Source organism: Streptomyces nigrescens (assembly GCF_027626975.1).
In the GTDB taxonomy this organism is placed as follows: Bacteria; Actinomycetota; Actinomycetes; order Streptomycetales; family Streptomycetaceae; genus Streptomyces; species Streptomyces nigrescens.
On record NZ_CP114203.1, the window covers coordinates 4,381,130 to 4,398,091 of the forward strand.

At 68.0% G+C, this 16,962-nt stretch carries 16 protein-coding genes and 1 tRNA gene; 6 read left to right on the forward strand and 11 right to left on the reverse strand.

From position 1 onward, the window contains the following. Window positions 1–120: 120 nt before the first annotated feature. The 4 genes from STRNI_RS19485 (at window position 121) to STRNI_RS19500 (ending at window position 3,259) form a co-directional block, all read left to right on the forward strand. Entirely contained in the window at window positions 121–540 is a 420-nt protein-coding gene (locus STRNI_RS19485; protein ID WP_277413287.1) for an ATP-binding protein, read from the forward strand. Window positions 541–1,019: 479 nt separating this feature from the next. Then, window positions 1,020–1,187: a hypothetical protein gene (locus STRNI_RS19490; protein ID WP_277411686.1), complete on the forward strand. Its 168-nt coding sequence runs from the start codon at window positions 1,020–1,022 to the stop codon at window positions 1,185–1,187. Between the two features lie 84 nt (window positions 1,188–1,271). Then, entirely contained in the window at window positions 1,272–2,468 is a 1,197-nt protein-coding gene (locus STRNI_RS19495) for a JmjC domain-containing protein (RefSeq protein ID WP_277411687.1), read from the forward strand. Beyond that, the gene (locus STRNI_RS19500) at window positions 2,402–3,259 is read left to right on the forward strand and encodes an aldo/keto reductase (protein ID WP_277411688.1); all 858 of its coding nucleotides are present in this window, start codon (window positions 2,402–2,404) and stop codon (window positions 3,257–3,259) included. The genes STRNI_RS19495 and STRNI_RS19500 overlap by 67 nt, the downstream gene beginning before the upstream one ends. On the opposite strand, the gene STRNI_RS19505 is transcribed toward STRNI_RS19500, so the two are convergent. The 9 genes from STRNI_RS19505 to STRNI_RS19545 all read right to left on the reverse strand — a co-directional run bounded on the left by STRNI_RS19505 (window position 3,247) and on the right by STRNI_RS19545 (window position 12,484). Next, the gene (locus STRNI_RS19505) at window positions 3,247–4,107 is read right to left on the reverse strand and encodes a hypothetical protein (RefSeq protein ID WP_277411689.1); all 861 of its coding nucleotides are present in this window, start codon (window positions 4,105–4,107) and stop codon (window positions 3,247–3,249) included. The genes STRNI_RS19500 and STRNI_RS19505 overlap by 13 nt on opposite strands. A gap of 441 nt (window positions 4,108–4,548) precedes the next feature. Further along, entirely contained in the window at window positions 4,549–4,956 is a 408-nt protein-coding gene (locus STRNI_RS19510) for a hypothetical protein (protein WP_277411690.1), read from the reverse strand. Window positions 4,957–4,974: 18 nt separating this feature from the next. Further along, complete coding sequence (locus tag STRNI_RS19515; RefSeq protein ID WP_277411691.1) at window positions 4,975–6,261, reverse strand: WXG100 family type VII secretion target; 1,287 nt, start codon at window positions 6,259–6,261, stop codon at window positions 4,975–4,977. Continuing rightward, a complete protein-coding gene (locus tag STRNI_RS19520; RefSeq protein WP_277411692.1) occupies window positions 6,261–6,578 on the reverse strand; it encodes a WXG100 family type VII secretion target in 318 nt (105 codons plus the stop codon). The genes STRNI_RS19515 and STRNI_RS19520 overlap by 1 nt, the downstream gene beginning before the upstream one ends. Window positions 6,579–6,855: 277 nt before the next feature. Beyond that, window positions 6,856–8,568 carry a relaxase/mobilization nuclease domain-containing protein gene (locus STRNI_RS19525; RefSeq protein WP_277411693.1) on the reverse strand — a complete coding sequence of 571 codons (1,713 nt, stop codon included), beginning with the start codon at window positions 8,566–8,568 and terminating at the stop codon, window positions 6,856–6,858. Continuing rightward, a complete protein-coding gene (locus STRNI_RS19530) occupies window positions 8,565–9,299 on the reverse strand; it encodes a MobC family plasmid mobilization relaxosome protein (RefSeq protein WP_277411694.1) in 735 nt (244 codons plus the stop codon). Before STRNI_RS19530 ends, STRNI_RS19525 begins: the two co-directional genes overlap by 4 nt. A gap of 169 nt (window positions 9,300–9,468) precedes the next feature. Further along, a complete protein-coding gene (locus STRNI_RS19535) occupies window positions 9,469–10,239 on the reverse strand; it encodes a DUF2637 domain-containing protein (RefSeq protein WP_381844166.1) in 771 nt (256 codons plus the stop codon). 470 nt (window positions 10,240–10,709) lie between these two features. Next, the gene (locus tag STRNI_RS19540) at window positions 10,710–12,020 is read right to left on the reverse strand and encodes a DUF3631 domain-containing protein (RefSeq protein ID WP_277411695.1); all 1,311 of its coding nucleotides are present in this window, start codon (window positions 12,018–12,020) and stop codon (window positions 10,710–10,712) included. 233 nt (window positions 12,021–12,253) lie between these two features. Next, window positions 12,254–12,484 carry a hypothetical protein gene (locus tag STRNI_RS19545; RefSeq protein ID WP_277411696.1) on the reverse strand — a complete coding sequence of 77 codons (231 nt, stop codon included), beginning with the start codon at window positions 12,482–12,484 and terminating at the stop codon, window positions 12,254–12,256. Window positions 12,485–12,578: 94 nt separating this feature from the next. Between STRNI_RS19545 and STRNI_RS19550 the strand changes: the two genes are divergently transcribed. Together STRNI_RS19550 and STRNI_RS19555 are read left to right on the forward strand one after the other, a co-directional pair. Then, window positions 12,579–13,280, forward strand: coding sequence for a helix-turn-helix domain-containing protein (locus tag STRNI_RS19550; RefSeq protein ID WP_277411697.1), 702 nt, complete (start codon window positions 12,579–12,581; stop codon window positions 13,278–13,280). Then, on the forward strand, window positions 13,277–14,935 hold the full coding sequence (locus STRNI_RS19555; protein WP_277411698.1) for a tyrosine-type recombinase/integrase: 1,659 nt from the start codon (window positions 13,277–13,279) through the stop codon (window positions 14,933–14,935). The genes STRNI_RS19550 and STRNI_RS19555 overlap by 4 nt, the downstream gene beginning before the upstream one ends. Before the next feature lie 130 nt (window positions 14,936–15,065). Here the strand turns inward: STRNI_RS19555 and STRNI_RS19560 are convergent. Next, window positions 15,066–15,139: transfer RNA gene (locus STRNI_RS19560), tRNA-Thr, on the reverse strand. A gap of 103 nt (window positions 15,140–15,242) precedes the next feature. Then, window positions 15,243–16,832, reverse strand: coding sequence for an alpha/beta hydrolase (locus STRNI_RS19565; protein WP_026169700.1), 1,590 nt, complete (start codon window positions 16,830–16,832; stop codon window positions 15,243–15,245). Window positions 16,833–16,962: the final 130 nt, after the last annotated feature.

The following is a 16,962-nucleotide window of genomic DNA, read 5'->3' on the forward strand; positions in this document are numbered from 1 at the left end:
CCTCCATCGGGGATGGAGCCGCTCCCCAGCTATTCGAAGGTGTCGGTCATGCGCACGCTGGTCGCTCGTTTCGTTCTCGCGGGTACGTATGGAGAGGTATCTCCCGCCCGGCGCAAGGTCATGGACCAGGTGCGTGCGTGGGGCGTCCCTCTCGATGACGGGACAGCCGACGGGATCCGCTTGGTCGCCTCCGAGCTCATCACCAACGCGGTGGTCCACGGGGAGGGCCCCGTAACTGTGGCACTGTTCTATCGCCCAGGCCGCTTGGTGGTCGAAGTACTCGATGCCAGTCCAGTGACTCCGCAGCCAAACCGTACGGGGGCTGACGACGAGAGCGGGCGCGGCCTGCTGCTGGTCGACGCTCTCGCGGCCCGAACTGGCTGGGCGTCTTCCGACCGTGGCAAGCGCGTTTGGGCAGATCTCGCGCTCCCGAAGCGGGCACCCTCTGTCCGAGCCGACGTTCTCCGTAGGTTCTTCGCTGTCCAGCAAGCGGCCGATGTCAGAGCCGTGTCCATGGCTTTCGTCCTGGCGGTCGCGTAATGGGTCGACCCACGCTACGACCGACGTGTCTGCCTGACCCCGACGTCGTGTTCCGGCCGACCCGCCGGGACATCGACCCGGCGACGGGCGAGCCGACTGCATACGCCCTCTGGGATCGCCATGCGTGGCAGCCACACGGCGAGTGCTGGCTATGGTGCGGGCGCGACGGCGTCGAGGTGACATGGATCGGCCCCGTGCAGTCCAGCGGTATGCATGCAGCCGTCTTCGCCTGCCGTGCCTGCTTGCACGAACTGGACCAGCGCGTCCTGCAGGCAAACATGCGCAGGGACTCAAGCGCCCTGCCGGCGGACCTCGCGCCGAGACCTCCTGCCGCGGGCCTCCACCGCGGGGCCGAAGCACGACGAGCTGCTTACTGACCGCCGCCCTCATGTCCCCCTACATCCCCCACGGCCGTGAGGGCGGCCCCTGACTTCCCGCTGGAACTCCGGTGGGAGAACCCGAAGAGGAAGGAGCACAAGGTGGCAGAGAACACGACATCGCCCACGGCCCAGAGTGGCCTCCTGGTGGCGGTGGAAGAGCTGACCGCCGTCCACGACCGGTACGACAGCCTGCGGTCCGACAACTCCGGAAGTTCCGGAGACTCTCCGTGGCCGGGCGGTGACGGCAACCTGACCGACACCGAGTAGCGCTAGGCGGCGGGGGCCGCACGGTTCGATAGGGCGGCCCCCGCCGCGTCCGTGTCACGTGCCCGTATTCATGAGGAGGCAGTAGTGGAACACCAGTTGATCAACGGCATCGAGGCCGCACTGGGGTGGAAGGGAGTGGACGAACTCGGCAAAGGCTTCGTGCGGGGAAGCATGGACGACCCTGCACTCGTCTCCCGCATCCTGACCCCGAACCGCCTGCTCGACATCGCCATGCGCAGGAGCCTGAGCCGCCCGCAGTTCCGGTGCTTCCAGAAGGGCGACGAAGTCCACCCGGCCGTCTACTACACCGACACCGTCAGCCCCCGAGGCCAGAGCATCTCCATGGTCAACATGCGCAGTCTGGGCAGGCTGCTGGGCGAAGGCGCGACGCTCATCCTCGATCAGGCCAACGTCTTCGACCCCACGATGGAAGTCGCCTGCCGAGCGCTGCAGTGGTGGTCGCACGAGCGAGTGCAGGTCAACGCGTACCTGACGACGAACGACGCCTCGGGTTTCCCACTGCACTGGGACGACCACGACGTGCTGATCATTCAGCTCGCCGGCGAGAAGGAGTGGGAAGTACGCGGTACTTCTCGCACCGCGCCCATGTACCGCGACTCCGACCCCAACAACACCCCGTCCGAAGAGATCGTCTGGGCGGGGGTGATGAAGACCGGCGACGTCATGCACATCCCCCGAGGCCACTGGCACCAGGCGACCCGCAACGGCCACGGTTCGGGCAACAGCCTGCACGTAACGTTCGGGATCACCCAGCGCACGGGAGCGAGCTGGATGGCCTGGCTGGCTGACTGGTCCCGCGAACACGAGGTCTTCCGACACGACCTGGACCGGGTGCACGGGACCGGCACCAAGGCTCTGGCCGCGGCAGCCGCCCAGCTGATCGGCGAGCGATCGCCGGCCGACTTCCTGGCCGCGTACGAGCAGGCGACGACGCTTCCCAGGCACGTGCCGTTCCTCGACGTTCTCGGCCCGCTCGACACCGTGGTGTGCACCGCACACTTCCCGCCGCAGATCCAGGAGAACGGCGAGTCGGTCGACGTCGTGGCCTCGGGAAAGAAGCTCACCCTCACGGGCAAGGCCGTGCCTGCACTGCGTCTCCTGCTGAGTGGCAAGCCAGTCCCGGTGGAGCAGGCAGCAGCCGTTGTCGGAGCGGAAGTGGCGGAGGTAGCCGAGATCCTGGTGAAGGAGGAGATATGCGCGACGCTAACCCCCGAATTGTCCTCGGGCTACACCGGTCTCGTCACGAACGCCGTCTCCTGACCGGAGCACTGGACCTCGGTGTCACCACCATCGACACCAGCACGAACTACCTCGGCTTCCGCTCCCATCAGGTCCTGGCTCGGACAGCCGGCGGTCTGCTGCCGAAGTTCCGGCTGTCCACGAAGGTGGACTACTTTTCGGCACCGGGCAGGGCGGAGCACTCCCTGGCTCCCCGGCGGCTGTACGTGGCCGTGGAGCAGGCAGCCCGGGATCTAGGGCGCGAGCCGGATGTGGTGTTCCTGCACAACCCGGAACACTCGCTTCACGAAGGCGCCGCTCATAGCCGGGATGCCCTGGCCCAGGCATGCGCCGCCCTTGAGGAGGCCACGTCGAGCGGGCTGTGCGGCGCCTGGGGCGTCGCGTCCTGGAATCCGTCACCGCTGCCGAGCCTGATCGACACGACCACGCCGAGGCCGTCCGCTTTCATGGTCCGCGCCGGCCTGCTGGTCGGCATCAGGACGCTCGATGCAGCGGATGCCGTCACTGCAGCATGGGGCCTGAACGGCAGCATGGTGTGGGGCATGAGCCCCTTCGGAGGCGGCGCGAACGCCCCGGTGTGGGACCGGATCGACTCTCGCGTCTTCCTCCGAGACGGCACCGGACTCTCCCCAGTGCAGGCGGCATTCCGGGCTGCCTACGAGCTCCCCAAGGTCGGCACGGTTGCCGTTGGAACCGACAACCTCGCCCATCTGCAAGGCCTGATCGACGCTCTGGCAGGCCAGGTCGACGAGCAAGCAATCGAGGAGTACCGGAACCTCCTCCGAGCCCGATTGCGCGGTCAGCCCGTCTGAAACTCCGAGACGATCCGCTCGGCCACACGGCGAGCGGGCGTGAGACGGGGGTCCTCCGGGTGCGCGTCCGGCCCCAGGATCTTCGAGCACACGAACAGCGTCATCAGCTTGCCGTCCCGGCTCTCGAAGTCGCGCCTGCGTTCTTGCCATACGCGATCGGCCAGAGCCGGAACGGCGAGGGAACTTCCCCACAGCGAAGCCGAGTCCAACCCTCGCGGCGCGTTGCCCCAGTCCTCCCAGTCGAAGAGGCAGAACGTCGGCGCGGTCATGTTGGCCCAGTTCAGATCCGCGTGGGCGGGCACCCAGCTCTGGATGGTCGTATCGAAATCGTGGGAGGGAGAGATGCTGCGGATGGCTTCGGTGACGAGAGCCTGCGTAACGGTGACGGTGTCGGGGGTGGCGACACGCCTCGTGTCCTGGTCGGCAAGCGCGTCCAGGGAATCGTTGAACGTCTGCCACCAGGCGTCTTGCAACTTCGGGTCCTCGCTGAGAATCGCGTTGCCGATGGGCGCACTCGGCAAGAGCTCGGTCTCATCGACCCGCCACATCACGGGTTCGTCCGCCTCCCGCCAGACCACACACCCCCGCCAGACGGGCTGCGCAATGCCTTCCAGACGCGCAGCGCACTCGGTGCCGTTCCAGCCCTGCACCCCGATTCTGTCGAGCCCGCGCCGTTCGATACGGACCCACGTACGCCGGTCCGTCCGCGCTCCGACCGAGCGGCGTTTGCGTACCACCGTGTCCCGGTCCAGGTCGACTTGAAGAGATCGCGCTACATGATCGAGGACGTTTTCCACCGGTTCAACTCGCAAGTCCACGGAGCGCGCCGAAGATGCCGAGAGCGTCATGCGGGCGACCGTAGCACCGGATCAATGGAGCCCAAGCCGATCTCGGTCAATGCAATCAAGACATGACACGGCAGAAGGTCGAAGTGCGATAACGGTCGCCGCCATCGTGGTGCACGAAGGGCGGCGTACTGCTGGCATGGCTCAACGTCCTGGAGCCGAACCGGGCCAGCATCACGGTCGACGATAAGGCTGGGATCTGGACCGCTGGACGACTCCGGCAGCCGGGCTTCTGGCTCGGGCAGCGCGCCGACCATAGATGCGCTGCCCGAGGACACCCCCGGGCCTTCGGCGTATCCACTGCCGTCGGCGCAGGAACGCCCTCATAGGTTCCCGAGCAGCCAGTCACGAAGCGAAAGGCGCCTCCGTGCGGCCTCCTGCCGGAGCGGAGGCACATCGCACCGCTTTACCTCCACCCTCGTGAGAGGTGAGGCCACGGAGTCGCTAACTCCAAGGGGAAGGGCGCTTAGGGAAGAGTTCGACCATGATTTCTCGCGCACGCTCATCTGGTACGACAGGAGCCTGGTACTCGGCTTTCCGTACGTGAGCGAGAAAATCGACTGGAAGGGCAATGTGGTAACGCGAAAGGTAGTGAACGAGGTCAACAGGCCAGACCCATTCACCATCTGTCACCAGTGACCCGGCACCACCGACCCACTCGTCGCCGGAGATGACATCACGCTCAGCGCCCATAGTGCTGAAGATCTCCTCACCGCCGTTGAGGTAGGAGAGAATTCGATCTTCATCAGGTGCGGGCGGGCCATCCATGGCTTGGGTCAGAGACTCGCTGTAGACAGCGGGGTCGCCATCCTCGTTGCCTTCGGTAAAGAAACCTACTCGGCGAATCATCATTCCTCGCAGTTGTGGGCGTCAGTCGGTGATGGGAAGGAATATTCGCCAGTATCCACCCTTGTCGATGACAGGGTCCTGGGTTCCCAGCTTGCGATCCACTCCCATGCGATTGGTTGGCGCGTAGACAGGGGCTCCCATTTCATTTGCCACGGACTGCGCCAGCGGCTCCGCCCCGGCTCCCGAATGGCAGGATACCAAGCGAATAGGCCCACCCGTGTAGTTCGGGTTATTACGAATACTTTCCACTACCTGGTGAGGGCTTATCTCGTAGGTGGTCTTCGCTACGCCTGCCGGATTGACGTGTCCTGCAATGAAGACGTTGTCGGGCGTACCGTGCACGACAACGTCGTGGACACCATCAACACGTCTTACCCGTTCCAAATTCGACAGAGTGCGTGGATCGTAGCCAATGGTTGTCGTCTGCTTGCCGTGGTAGATCGGATGGCCGGAGGGCAGGGCGTCGTCGCCCGCTTTGGCCGGCGGCGCCATCGCATCCGATTTTTCGGAATGATAGAGCTGCCAGGTACGCCGCTTGCCCATCTGGTCGATCGCTGGGCGAAGACGGAGACCGTCGAGCTTTGTATCCGCAAGGACCGCCTTGAAGCCGCCGGCGTCTCCAACAGCCTTGGCAGTGCGGGCCGCGCCACCAAATGCACCACCCAACAAGACGCCGGTGACCCCAGCATCTCTGGCCTCGGCAAGGTTGATGCCGTGTTGGTCGCCGAGGAGGTTGCGTCCGCCCTGGGCGACGACCACATCTACGGTGATGGCTTCGATGCCGCCGATAGCGGCGGTGGCCAGGACTGTTCCAGCGATCTCGGCGACGGTGGCGGATACGGCGATGCCCGCCGTACTCGCTGCGGCGACGATCGCCTCGGTGGCGCCGACTGCCGCGACCTCGGTGATGCCGCCGGTGAAGACGGCCAGGGCCGTACCGACGACCAGGACCGCACCGGCGATCTCCAGCTCGTGCTCGATCTTCTTCTTGGCCTCGGCGACCTGGTCGGCGTACTTGTCCAGGGCCTTGGCCATGTCGCGGGCGGCGCTGGCCACGTCGTCGAGGTAGCCCTTGCCACCGCCGTGGTACTTGCGCCAGAACTCCCCGAACGCCTCGATCGACTTGCCCTTGTTGTTGTCGATGACGTCCTGGGCCTTCTTGTGGCAGGCGGCCGTGCAGTCCTCAACATCGTCCGCGTACGTACGCCAAGCGCGGGCGGCCTCCCGGAGTTCGTCCTCGTCGCCCTCCGGCCACCACATGCCGGTGAGGTCCTGGACGACCTCCTTGGCCTTGTCCGCGGCACCCATCACTTACCGCCCTCAAAGCCGGACTTGGCCGAGTGGTCAGCGTCTTCGTGGTTGGCGGCCATGTCGTTCATGGCCTTGGTGATGCTGGACAGGCCCTTGACCAGGGCTGCGACTGCCTTCTCGATCTGCGTCTGGTGTGGGGCGTAGGCGTGCTCGAACTTCTTGCCCTGCTCGTCTCCGCCCCAGGGCTCCCCCAGCCCGCCGAGCGTGTGGCGAAGCTTGGCTGTCGCCCGTTCCAGGGCAACAGACTCTCGGTGGAATGTTGGAGCGGCGGACTTGAGTTGGTCGGTGTCTACGTCGAAGCCGTCGCCAGCCATGCCGTGCCTCCCCCGTTGGCCGTGTATTCGTAACCCGTCGCGAGCCGCTGACAATGCTTCGGCTCACAGATGGCGACCCTCGCATACAGCACTGACAATCGCCCTGGTGGGAGTGCATTTCAGCCACGGCAGACGCTGCCCGGCCAGCGGGACCAGGGGCAAGACTGCAGCCCCCTGCCAGCGGGATTCCGGCAGGGGGCGATTCGCCGAGCGCCCGTCCAACCGCTCGCTGTACGACCGCAGCGGAGCCACGGTCGTACAGCGGCGTGTTGAGCGGCTAGCGGCGCGGGCGACGCTGCTGCGCGGCTGGTGCCGTAGTTGCCGCCGTTGGCTGGACGGAGTCAGGTCCGAGGGGTGGGTGCGGGGCGGTGGTGGTGCGGAGGCGGGCTGCTGCGGCGCGGCGGTTGGGGGTGGGGTTGCGTCCGGTGTGCTGGATGCGGGTGATCAGGACTCGGGCGGGTTGGCGGGCGGTGGCCAGTTCGCGTTGGGCGGCTGCTTCCTTGAGGAGTTGGTGGGGTTTGTGGCCGCGGGCTTCGGCGTCGGCGAGAACGGTGGCGAGGGCCGGCCAGACGGTGTCGGTGAGGACCCGCCCGGCGTGCTCGGGGATGGCGGCGCGTACGTCGCTGGCCAGGGTGCGGCGGGTCTCCTCCTTCGGCTGGCGCTGCGCGAGATCTGCGAGTTCCGGGGTGAGGGCGTGGTCGGCGGCGCTCTGAAGGTGCTGGAGGGCTTGGCGGGCGGCGTCGGCTTGGTGGGCATGGCCGTTGGCCTCGTGCCAACGTCCCGCGACGATTGCGGCCCAGACGAGCGCTGCGACCAGGGCGGCGAGGGCGCTGCCGTCGGGGCCGGTGGCGGTGTGGGCGATGTCGCGGGCCGCGTTGCGCAGAGTGTGGGCGGCTCGGTCTTCTGCCCGGATCTGGGAGCGCTGGGCGCGTGCGAACGCCTTCGAGGCGGCTTGGAGTTCAGCCCGCAGGTCGGCAGGTGCCGCCTGGGCGGTGGCTTCGATCAGTTCACCGAGGGCGGTGATGTGTGCCTGGGCTCGCGCGTCGTCGGCGAGGTCGGTGTGGAGCGCATCAAGGGCGGCGGTGGCCTGGTGCCAGGGGGTAGTGGGCTGGGCGCGGCGGGCGGTGGGGTGCTCTTCGGGCTGGCTGGATTCGAGGCGCGCCTTGATCTTGGGGAGGGAGAGGTCGGGGGCGATCTTTCCGCCGGGGTGGAAGATCTGTTCGTCGTCCTTGTTGAGGTCGCCGGGGCGTCCGACGGCGTAGCCGAGGAGGTCACCGGACGGTCCCCGCTTGGCCTTGACTCGGATGCCCCCTGCTTCGAGGTAGGCGAGGAGTTCCTCGGCACTCTTGGCGTGGGGGATCGCGGCGCGGATGCGGTCCTGGAGCCACTCCTTGCTGGTCTGCTCCCAGCCGAGGCGCTTGGCTTTGTGCATCTCGGCCTGGGTGGGACGTCGGGTGTTGGTGCGGTCGCCCTTCTTCAGGCGGCGCAGACCGTAGTCCCTCTCGATCTCGCGGCATGCGTCGCCGACGCGGATGCCGCTGCCGTGGAGTTTGGGGCGGCGGCCGTCTTCGCGGACGGTGGTGGCGAGGATGTGGATGTGGTCGTCGGCGTGGCGTACGGCGATCCAGCGGCAAGCCAGGTCATCACCGGCAGGGGCTATGCCGACCGCAGCGACGACGCGCTGGGCGATCTCGCCCCATTCGGCATCGGAGAGGTAGCGGTCTTCGGGTGCGGCGCGGACGGGGCAGTGCCAGACGTGGTCGGTGACAGGCTTGCCGAACTCGCTGTTGCGCAGGCGTACGGGCTCGTCGAGGTGGCGGGCGAGTTCGGTGAGGGTGGCCATCTCGTCGCGGCCGGGGTCGGGCATGCCGAGCAGCGCGAAGCCAGCCACGATGTGCGGGTCGAAGTGTTCGTCGTGGGTTCCCCGGCCGTAGAGGTAGGCCAGCAGGCCGCGGGTGTTGGCGCCGGGCGTCTTGATGGCGGCGATCATGCGGCAAGGTCCTCCCCCGGGTCGACAGGCTGGCGCAGGGCCTGGACGATCAGTTCCAGCAGGTGGTGAAGTTCGTCGAGGCGGTGGCGTATGTCGGGTGGGGTGAGGTCGCTGTTGAGGGCGCGGGCGATCTGGTTGACGTTGACGCCGATGCGGTTGAGCTGACGCAGGACCTGGGCGCGGAACATGTGCGTGCGGCGGCGGTCCTCGGACAGGGGCAGGTTGGCGGTGAACCGGCCGGCGATGAAGGCCAGGACGACGTCGGCGGCGAAGCCGGATTCACCCTTGTAGCCGTGCTCGGCAGCAGCCTCCTGAAGGCCGGCGTGCTCGTCGCCGGTGAACCGCAGCGGGCCGACGCGGACGGTGCGCTTGTTGCCCCCGAAGCGACGGATCGTGGGCTGGGCACTCTTCACGACGGGCTCGCCGATGACAGTCTCGGCGGCAGGGGCGAGGCGAAGGATCTCGCGCTGGACGGCGTAGAGCGTGTCCAGGGCGGGGCCGGCCTCAGCCCCGCCCTCCTGGCCCGGCGTCCCCTGGCGCTGGGCCGTCTCCGCCACCCCTGGGGCGGGGACCCCCGAAGTCCGGCCTTGAGTCGGACTCGGGGTACTACTGGCTCCGCCAGGGGCCACCCTTCCGAACGCCCGCCGCAAACGCCCCATCAGACCAGGGGACTTCGTCAGCGGCAGCGGCTCATCGAGGGTGTCCTCGGCCTGGTGTGGGTCATGCGTCATGGGTGTTCTCCGGAAGGGACGAGCGGGGCAGGCGGGCTGACGGGCAAGGTTGGGCAGAGCCCAGGCGATCGCCGCCTCGCCCACAGGTGTGGATGACTGGGCGGTGAGGGTGACAGTGACCGGCTGGCGGGGTGACCGGAAGGGTTCCGGTCACCCCTTGGGCAAGCAGTCAGTCCCTATCGGGACCGGTGCCGGAAGCGGCTTCGAGCCCGCGTCGAAGGACGACCATCACCTCGGTCAGCCGTTCCCCGCTGACCGTCAGTCCCTTGTCCCGTACGGCCTTTTGGACAATGGCCCGGGTGACTTTGCCCTGCTGTGCAGCGGCGATACGACCGATCTCCACGAGTTCGTCGACCGTGGCCCCAGCTGGGCGGCCCCCACGTCGTTTGCTGTCCGGTTCGCGGAGCTGAGGTTCCGGCGACTGGGCGGAACTGCCAGCCGGTGGCTCAGTGGCGCGGCCAGCAGCATTGGTCGCTGACTCCGGCCCCTCATCCAACGCCGGCCCCATGCGGCCGATCGGCCGGTCGACCAGCTGGTGGATCTGCCGCATCAGGACGCCGAAGGCCAGCAGCGCGGCGGTCGGGGGTACGGCGGCGACCACATAGTCGAGCAGGGGCTTCGCTCCGGGACCGCCGGCTCCGCTGACCCCGGCTACGTTCAGCGCGATGGAACCGACCGATCCGGTGGCCGTGAGGGCGATGGCCCACCCATCGGTGAGCCGCCGCAGGCCCGCGCGGAGCATCAGCATCTCCCCCGCGACGATGAACGCGTCCAACGTCGCGGGCCAGGCCCACTGGCGTATGGGGGAACTCTTGAGTCCATGCTGTCCGGCGACCTCGGCGAGGTGCGCGTAGGAGAGCCAGAACCCACCGGCGGTCAGGGCGACGATGACGGTTCCTGCGGCGACGAGCGCATACGTCTCGGCGGTCTGTTTGGTCATCATCAACTGCCCTCGTGAGCCCGGAGTGCGGCACGCACCGGTCTCCTGATCGGTGTGGTCGGCGAGTGGTGCGAGGGTCGTCAAGCGGGGTTCTCCTGTGGTGGTGGCGTGGTCCGTCTTGGCCGTCTTGGCCGTTGAAACCGCAGGTCAGGGCAGGTACGGCACAGGTGTTGGCGTTCCGTCTCGGCGGCGGTGCCGACGTGTTGCGGCACCGCCGCCCTCGCGGAACGTGGAGGTGGCGGTGGACGGGGCGGATCCGTCTTCCGTCTTGATCGAAGGACCTGTGACCTGCGGTGATACGGCAGGGACGCCTAGGACGGCACAAGACGGAGGTGGGAGACGTCCTGGCGGTCAGCGCGCCGTTGGTGATCGCGTTGCCGTCTTGGGCCCGGCTGCCGTCTTGCCTGCACTGCGTTTGACCTGCGGGATCACGGCAGGGACGGCAAGGACGGCAACCGGAGGGGCGGGGCTCAGCCCGAGTTGGGCACGGGACCGGCGTCGACTGGGTGCACGGTGGGGCAGTAGCGCCGCCACGCGTCGAGGAACTTGTTGCGCATGTAGCCCTTGAGCTGCCTTCCGTCGGCCATGCGCACGTTGCCGGGCCGAATGTCGAAGTCGCGCAGCATCCTGCCGAGCTCTCGGGCCGTTAGGCCGTCACGTCCCCGCTCCGCCCATGGGGCTTCGGGGTCTTGACGCAGGTGGTGGAGGAGGTCCCCTGTGGACAGGCTGTCCACCTCACGCTGAGCGAAGAAGACCCGGCGGATGTCGGCGAGGATTCGTGCACCACTGGGGTGGTCCTCCTCGGCCGCCACTTCGGCAGCGACCATCCGCGCGCAGGCGACCCGCGCCAGCCGGGGCCAGCAACCGCCTGCCAGATCGGCGACGATCACCAGGGGCTCCCACGTGTCGGCGGCGCGGTCTTCGACCGGCATGACCGGCTCCAGGTTCGCGGCCTCCTCTAGCAGCGGCCTGGCCCACGCGTGGATGCGGTCGCGTATCTCGTGCAGGGCGGGGATGTCGCGGCGGGAGCGGAAGGGCCGGACCTTCTCGCCCTCGGCCCGGCGCCGCATGCGGATCACCACCGACCGGTCCATGACCGTGTCAGGCAGGTCACCGATTCCCGCGATGGCCGCCATGGCGAAGGTGGCGAACTTGTGCGGGGTGTGGTCGTTGCCGACGACCCGGGTGACGTACCGGCCGCGCTGATGACCGGCGTTGAGCAGGCCACGCGTCTCCTCGTTCTTCTCCGCGACCTTGGGGCCGAAGATGGTGTCGGCCTCGTCCACCAGCAGCGTCGGCGGCTCCTCCTCGCTGATCGAGCGGAAGATGGCCGCCGGTGTGGTGTTGATGGTCAGCATCGGCTCGTGGACCGTCTCGGTCAGCACGTCCAGCAGCCGCGACTTTCCGCAGCGTTTCGCCGGTCCCACCACCGCCAGACGCGGGGCGTGCTGCCACGCGGGCTGGAGATGCGTCGCCGCCACCCACAGAGTGATCGCGTCCAGCGCCTCCGACGAGGGTGGGATCACGAACTGGGCTACCTGGGAGCGCAGTTCATCCAGTAGCTTCGAGCCGGACGTCTGCTCCGCATCGGGTATGGCCTCCAGCCCGCTCGCCGCGTCCGCCTCGTTGGCGCTGCTGTCGGCAGTACCGTCGCTCGGGTCTGCCGCGGCGCTGTCGGCCTGCGCTGCACGCAGGTGGGCGCCTGGCCGGCCGGGGATGGCCGTCGCGGGCCAGGCCGCTCGGGCGGGGTCGGAATAGGACTCGGGGTTCTCGGGTTGCACTGGGCGGCTCCTCGTCTGGCGGTGTCGGGCTTGCACGCCCCTGCCGCCGGGTCGGTTCTCATGGGATTGCTGGGGAGCCTTGGGGCCTCCGGCGTTGCACCGCCGGAGGCTCTCCCCCTTCTCGCGGGCGCCTCGGTACCGCGAGCGACCACGGACAGTACGTCCACGCCACGCCACAGTCCAGCGTTTCTGTGTCAGCTCAGCGCAGAAGTGCCTGCTACGCATCAGCTGCTTCACGCTGCCAGTCCCAGCAGGGCCAACAGGTCCGCCGTCACCACCCGGTAGGCGTTGCCGAGTCGCAGCACCTTGCACGGGTACTGATCACGCTTGGCGAGCTCGTACCCCTTGCTCCGCCCCAGCCCCAACGCCCGGTTGCCTGTCTCCAGGTCAACGGCAGCTGGAAGCTCCAGAAGCTCCTCGCGACTCATCCCCTTCACTCGCCCGCCAGCTTCGTTCTCGCGCATGCGCGCTCCATCCATTACTGAGCCCTCGGCGAACGCGACCATCGCGCCCGTCTCCAGGCCACGAAATCAACGCTAGGCGAGCTAATGTGTCTGCATGACACAACACCGTCGCGACCATGGATATGAGAAGGCCGACGACGAGGACGACGTCCTTGAGTGGGTGGACCAGGTCATGGCCACCGTGGCCGACGAGGTCCGCAGACGACGGAAGGAACTGGGGTGGAGCGCAAAGGACTTGGCCGACAAGTGCGAGGAGATCGGCCACCCGATCCCCCGCAACGTGATCGCCAACATGGAGTCCGGGCGCCGTTCCAACCTGCCCCTGGTCGACGTCATGGTCCTGGCCAAGGCGCTGAACACCCCGCCCATCTGCCTCATCTACCCCGTCGGCTACGTCGACGACGTGCAGCGGCTCCCGCTTCAGCACCCCACCTCCGCCCTGAATGCCCTGCACTGGTTCACCGGGGAGGACACAGAACTCGGCGCGGACGACGACATGCTCCGCTACTTCCGCGCCCACCACGCCGCCGAGGAGCAACTGCAGAGCGCACGACGCGATGAGGAGTTCGCGCGCTACCACGCCGAGACCGCCCCGAACGCCGATCGGAAGGCCGAGGCCCTCCGCGCTCAGGCCCGTGCCGCCGAGGCAGCTGACGACGCCGAGAGCCGCCTGCGCAGGATCCGCGCCTTCATCCGGGAAGAGGGCGTCACGCCTCCCTTCCTGTGGCCCGACCTTGCCGCCGCAATCGACTCACCCGGAACCGACCCTGACACCACCGAGGAGAATGATCTTTGAAGGGCTCCACCTACCGCCGCTGTTCCTGCCGGGACCCCAAGACCGGCAAGGAACTCGGCAGCACCTGCCCCAAGCGCAACAGCAGGAACCACTGCACCTACTCCATACGCCAGGAGCTCTCGCCCCGTGAGGACGGCAGCCGACGCTCGTTCGCCCGTGGCGGGTACAGCAGCCTCAAGTCGGCCCAGGCCGACCTCGACCACGTCCGCGCTCTCCTCGGGCTGGCCGAGTCGGACGACCCCGAGGGCACAGAACTCATCGCCGAGATGCTGGCGGAGGTCAGCCGCGAGCGGTCGCCTCTGCCTGGCGTCGAGGAGACTAGGCGGCGCCTGAACGCCGGCCAGAACCTCATCGGCAGCCTGACAGTGAGTGAGTGGCTCGACCGGTGGCTGGCCGGTAAGCGCATACGCAAGTCCGGCCTCAACCGCTACGAGACCGACATTCGCGTGCACTTGAAGCCGCGCATCGGAAACCGGCGGCTGGACCGGCTGCGCGTCAGCCACCTCAGCGAGATGTTCACGGACATCCGCGACGCCAACGCCCAGATCCTGGAAGACAACGCCCAGCGGCGAGCCGCGATCGAGGAGCTGGCGACCGTACCGTGGAAGGGCGTGGAGAACCGTGCCCGCCGCAAGGCGATGAAGGCCGCGATCGACGAGATGCCGCGCTTCCGTCGCATCACCGGCCCCGCCACGCGTCAGCATGTCAAGGCCACTCTCCGCGCGGCCCTGAACGACGCGATCGGGCAGCAGATCATCACGTTCAACCCGGCCGCCCACGTCGAGATCGATCCCGTACGCAAGCCGAAGGCGCTCGTGTGGACGGACGAGCGGGTTGCCAAGTGGGAGCAGACGGGCGAGAAGCCGTCACCGGTGATGGTCTGGACGCCTCAGCAGACCGGCGCCTTCCTAGACTTCGTCGCCGAGGACCGGCTGTACGCGATGTGGCACCTGATCGCGTTCCGCGGCCTGCGCCGTGGCGAGGCGTGTGGGCAGCCGTGGTCGGAGACGAATCTCGACGCCTACTCCCTCACTGTCTCCTCCCAACTCGTGCAGGACGGCTGGGAAGTCGAGACGTCCGACCCCAAGACGGACAGCGGGTATCGCGTGGTCGCGCTCGACGACGACACCATCGATGTCCTGAAGCGGCACCGCGAGCGGCAGGAAGCGGACCGCGCGGAGTGGGGCTCGGCATGGGTCGAGACCGGCCACGTCTTCACTCAGGAAGACGGCTCCTGGCTCCACCCGGGCAAGGTGACCGACCTCTTCGAGCGCCTCGTCGCCGCCTCCGGCCTCCCGCCGATCCGTCTGCATGACCTGCGCCACGGCGCAGCAACGCTCATGCTGGCCGCCGACATCGACATCAAGATCGTGTCGGACACCCTCGGGCACAGTGACACCCGCATCACGCGGGACATCTACCAGAGCGTCCTGCCCCAGGTCGGCAAGAGCGCCGCCGAAGCGACGGCGAAGCTGGTCCCGCTTCAGCGCAAGACCGAGGCGGAGAAGGCGGCCCGCAAGGCCGCGAAGAAGGAGAAGGCCAAGAAGGACGCGGCGAAGAACGCCGGCCAGAGCAAGGGCGGCAAGCCGAAGAACAAGGCGAAAGCCCAGCCCAAGGCCAACAAGAAGGCCGAGCTCCGGAAGCCCAAGAAGTAGGTCTCTGAACGCCCCCGCTCACGCATCGCTCACGCAAGCCATCTCGCGGCACCACGGCCGCGTGACGCGTCATGCCCCCGAGTAACGCAAAAGGCCAGGTCACGGGCTGTGTGACCTGGCCTTTTTACTGAGCCGCCTTCGGGATTCGAACCCGAGACCTACGCATTACGAGTGCGTTGCTCTGGCCAACTGAGCTAAGGCGGCGTGGTGCGCGGCCCAGTCTACACATGGCGGAGGGGTGCTCTGTAACGCGTTCAGCGGCTGGTCAGAGGGCGGCGGGGTGAGAGGGGGACGGGTGTGGTGCGGGTCACTTGCAGCGTTTGCCCTTCGGGGGGACGGTGCCCTTGAGGAGGTAGTTGTTGATCGCGGTGTCGATGCACTGGCTGCCGCGGCCGTAGGCGGTGTGGCCGTCGCCCTCGTAGGTGAGGAGGGTGGCGCTGGAGAGCTGGGCGGCGAGGGCCTTGGCCCAGGTGTAGGGGGTGGCCGGGTCGCGGGTGGTGCCGACGACGAGGATCGGGGCGGCGCCCTTGGCCTCGATGCGGTGGGCCGTGCCGGTGGGCTTGACCGGCCAGTACGCGCAGTTCAGGGCGGCCCAGGCGAAGTTTTCGCCGAAGACCGGGGAGGCCTTGCGGAAGCTGGGCAGGGCGGCGCGGACCTGGTCGGGGCCGTTGAAGGCGGAGGCGAGGTCGAGGCAGTTGACGGCGGGGTTGGCGTACATCTGGTTGGCGTAGGTGCCGTTCGGGTCGCGCTCGTAGTAGCTGTCGGAGAGGGTGAGCAGCCCGCGGCCGTTGCCGGCCTTGGCCTGGGCCAGGTATTCGCGCAGGACGGGCCAGGCGCGCTCGTCGTACATGGCGGCGACGACGCCCGTAGTGGCGAGGGATTCGGTGAGCTTGCGCTCCTCGCCCGTTGCCACCGGATGGGCGTCCAGCTTTTTGAAGAGGGCGGAGAGCTGACGGCCGGCGTCCTCGACGCTCGTGGTCCCGAGCGGGCAGTCCTTGTGCTTGATGCAGTCCGCGGCGAAGGCGCTGAAGGCGGTGTTGAAGCCGGCGGTCTGGTTGAGGTTGACGGTGCGGGAGTCGAGCGCCGGGTCCATGGCGCCGTCCAGGACCATGCGGCCGACACGGGAGGGGTAGAGGCCGGCGTAGGTCGCGCCGAGGAAGGTGCCGTAGGAGGCGCCCACGTAGGTGAGCTTCTTGTCGCCCAGGACGGCGCGCAGCACATCCATGTCGCGGGCGGCCTCGATGGTGGAGACATGGGAGAGCAGCTTGCCGGCGCGGGACGCGCAGCCCTTGGCGAAGCTGCGGTAGGCGCTGATGAGCTTGTTGACCTCGGCCGGTGAGTCCGGGGTCACATCGGTCTGGGTGTAGCGGTCCATCTGCTTGTCGGTCAGGCACTCGACCGGTTCGCTGTGGTCCACACCGCGCGGGTCCATCGCCACCAGGTCGTAGCGCGCGCGGACCGGGGCGGGCTGGGGCGCGTACTGCTGGAGGTAGTCGATGGCCGAGCCGCCGGGGCCGCCCGGATTGACCTGGAGGGAGCCGATCCGGCTGCCGGGGCCGGTGGCCTTCTTGCGGGCCACCGCGAGCTTGAGGTCGGTGTCCGCGCTGGGCTTGGCGTAGTCGAGGGGCGCCTTCATCGTGGCGCACTCGAAGCCCGCCACGCTACAGGGACGCCAGCTCAGCTTCTGGTCGTAATACGGGCGGAGGCTTGCCGGAGTGGAAGCCGGGAGGGGCGCGAGGGAGGCGGCCTCGGCGGGGCGCTGGACACCGGCCTCCGTCCTGTGGCCCGGGGACGCCTCACTGCCGGGGGACGAACTCCCCGAGGAGCAGCCGGAGATCAGCAGAGCGGTGGCCGCGAGAACGGCGGCAGAGGTGCGGAGCAGGCGGCTGGTGGCCATGGGCGGTCCCTTGGTCTCGGTCCCTGGGAGTGGAGTGTGGAGTGTGAAGTGCGGAGTCGGTCCCTGGATGTGGAGTGCTGTGGAGTGCGGTGGATGGAGCCCGGTGAATGAAGTGCGGCGGATGAAGTGC

Bases quoted from the DNA above. Each gene is read 5' to 3' on its own strand.
- STRNI_RS19525 (WP_277411693.1), bottom strand. From the start codon at position 8,568: ATGATCGCCGCCATCAAGACGCCCGGCGCCAACACCCGCGGCCTGCTG.
- STRNI_RS19500 (WP_277411688.1), top strand. From the start codon at position 2,402: ATGCGCGACGCTAACCCCCGAATTGTCCTCGGGCTACACCGGTCTCGT.
- STRNI_RS19550 (WP_277411697.1), top strand. From the start codon at position 12,579: ATGACACAACACCGTCGCGACCATGGATATGAGAAGGCCGACGACGAG.
- STRNI_RS19485 (WP_277413287.1), top strand. From the start codon at position 121: ATGGACCAGGTGCGTGCGTGGGGCGTCCCTCTCGATGACGGGACAGCC.
- STRNI_RS19545 (WP_277411696.1), bottom strand. From the start codon at position 12,484: ATGCGCGAGAACGAAGCTGGCGGGCGAGTGAAGGGGATGAGTCGCGAG.
- STRNI_RS19530 (WP_277411694.1), bottom strand. From the start codon at position 9,299: ATGACGCATGACCCACACCAGGCCGAGGACACCCTCGATGAGCCGCTG.
- STRNI_RS19515 (WP_277411691.1), bottom strand. From the start codon at position 6,261: ATGGGTGCCGCGGACAAGGCCAAGGAGGTCGTCCAGGACCTCACCGGC.
- STRNI_RS19510 (WP_277411690.1), bottom strand. From the start codon at position 4,956: ATGATGATTCGCCGAGTAGGTTTCTTTACCGAAGGCAACGAGGATGGC.
- STRNI_RS19565 (WP_026169700.1), bottom strand. From the start codon at position 16,832: ATGGCCACCAGCCGCCTGCTCCGCACCTCTGCCGCCGTTCTCGCGGCC.
- STRNI_RS19520 (WP_277411692.1), bottom strand. From the start codon at position 6,578: ATGGCTGGCGACGGCTTCGACGTAGACACCGACCAACTCAAGTCCGCC.
- STRNI_RS19505 (WP_277411689.1), bottom strand. From the start codon at position 4,107: ATGACGCTCTCGGCATCTTCGGCGCGCTCCGTGGACTTGCGAGTTGAA.
- STRNI_RS19535 (WP_381844166.1), bottom strand. From the start codon at position 10,239: ATGACCAAACAGACCGCCGAGACGTATGCGCTCGTCGCCGCAGGAACC.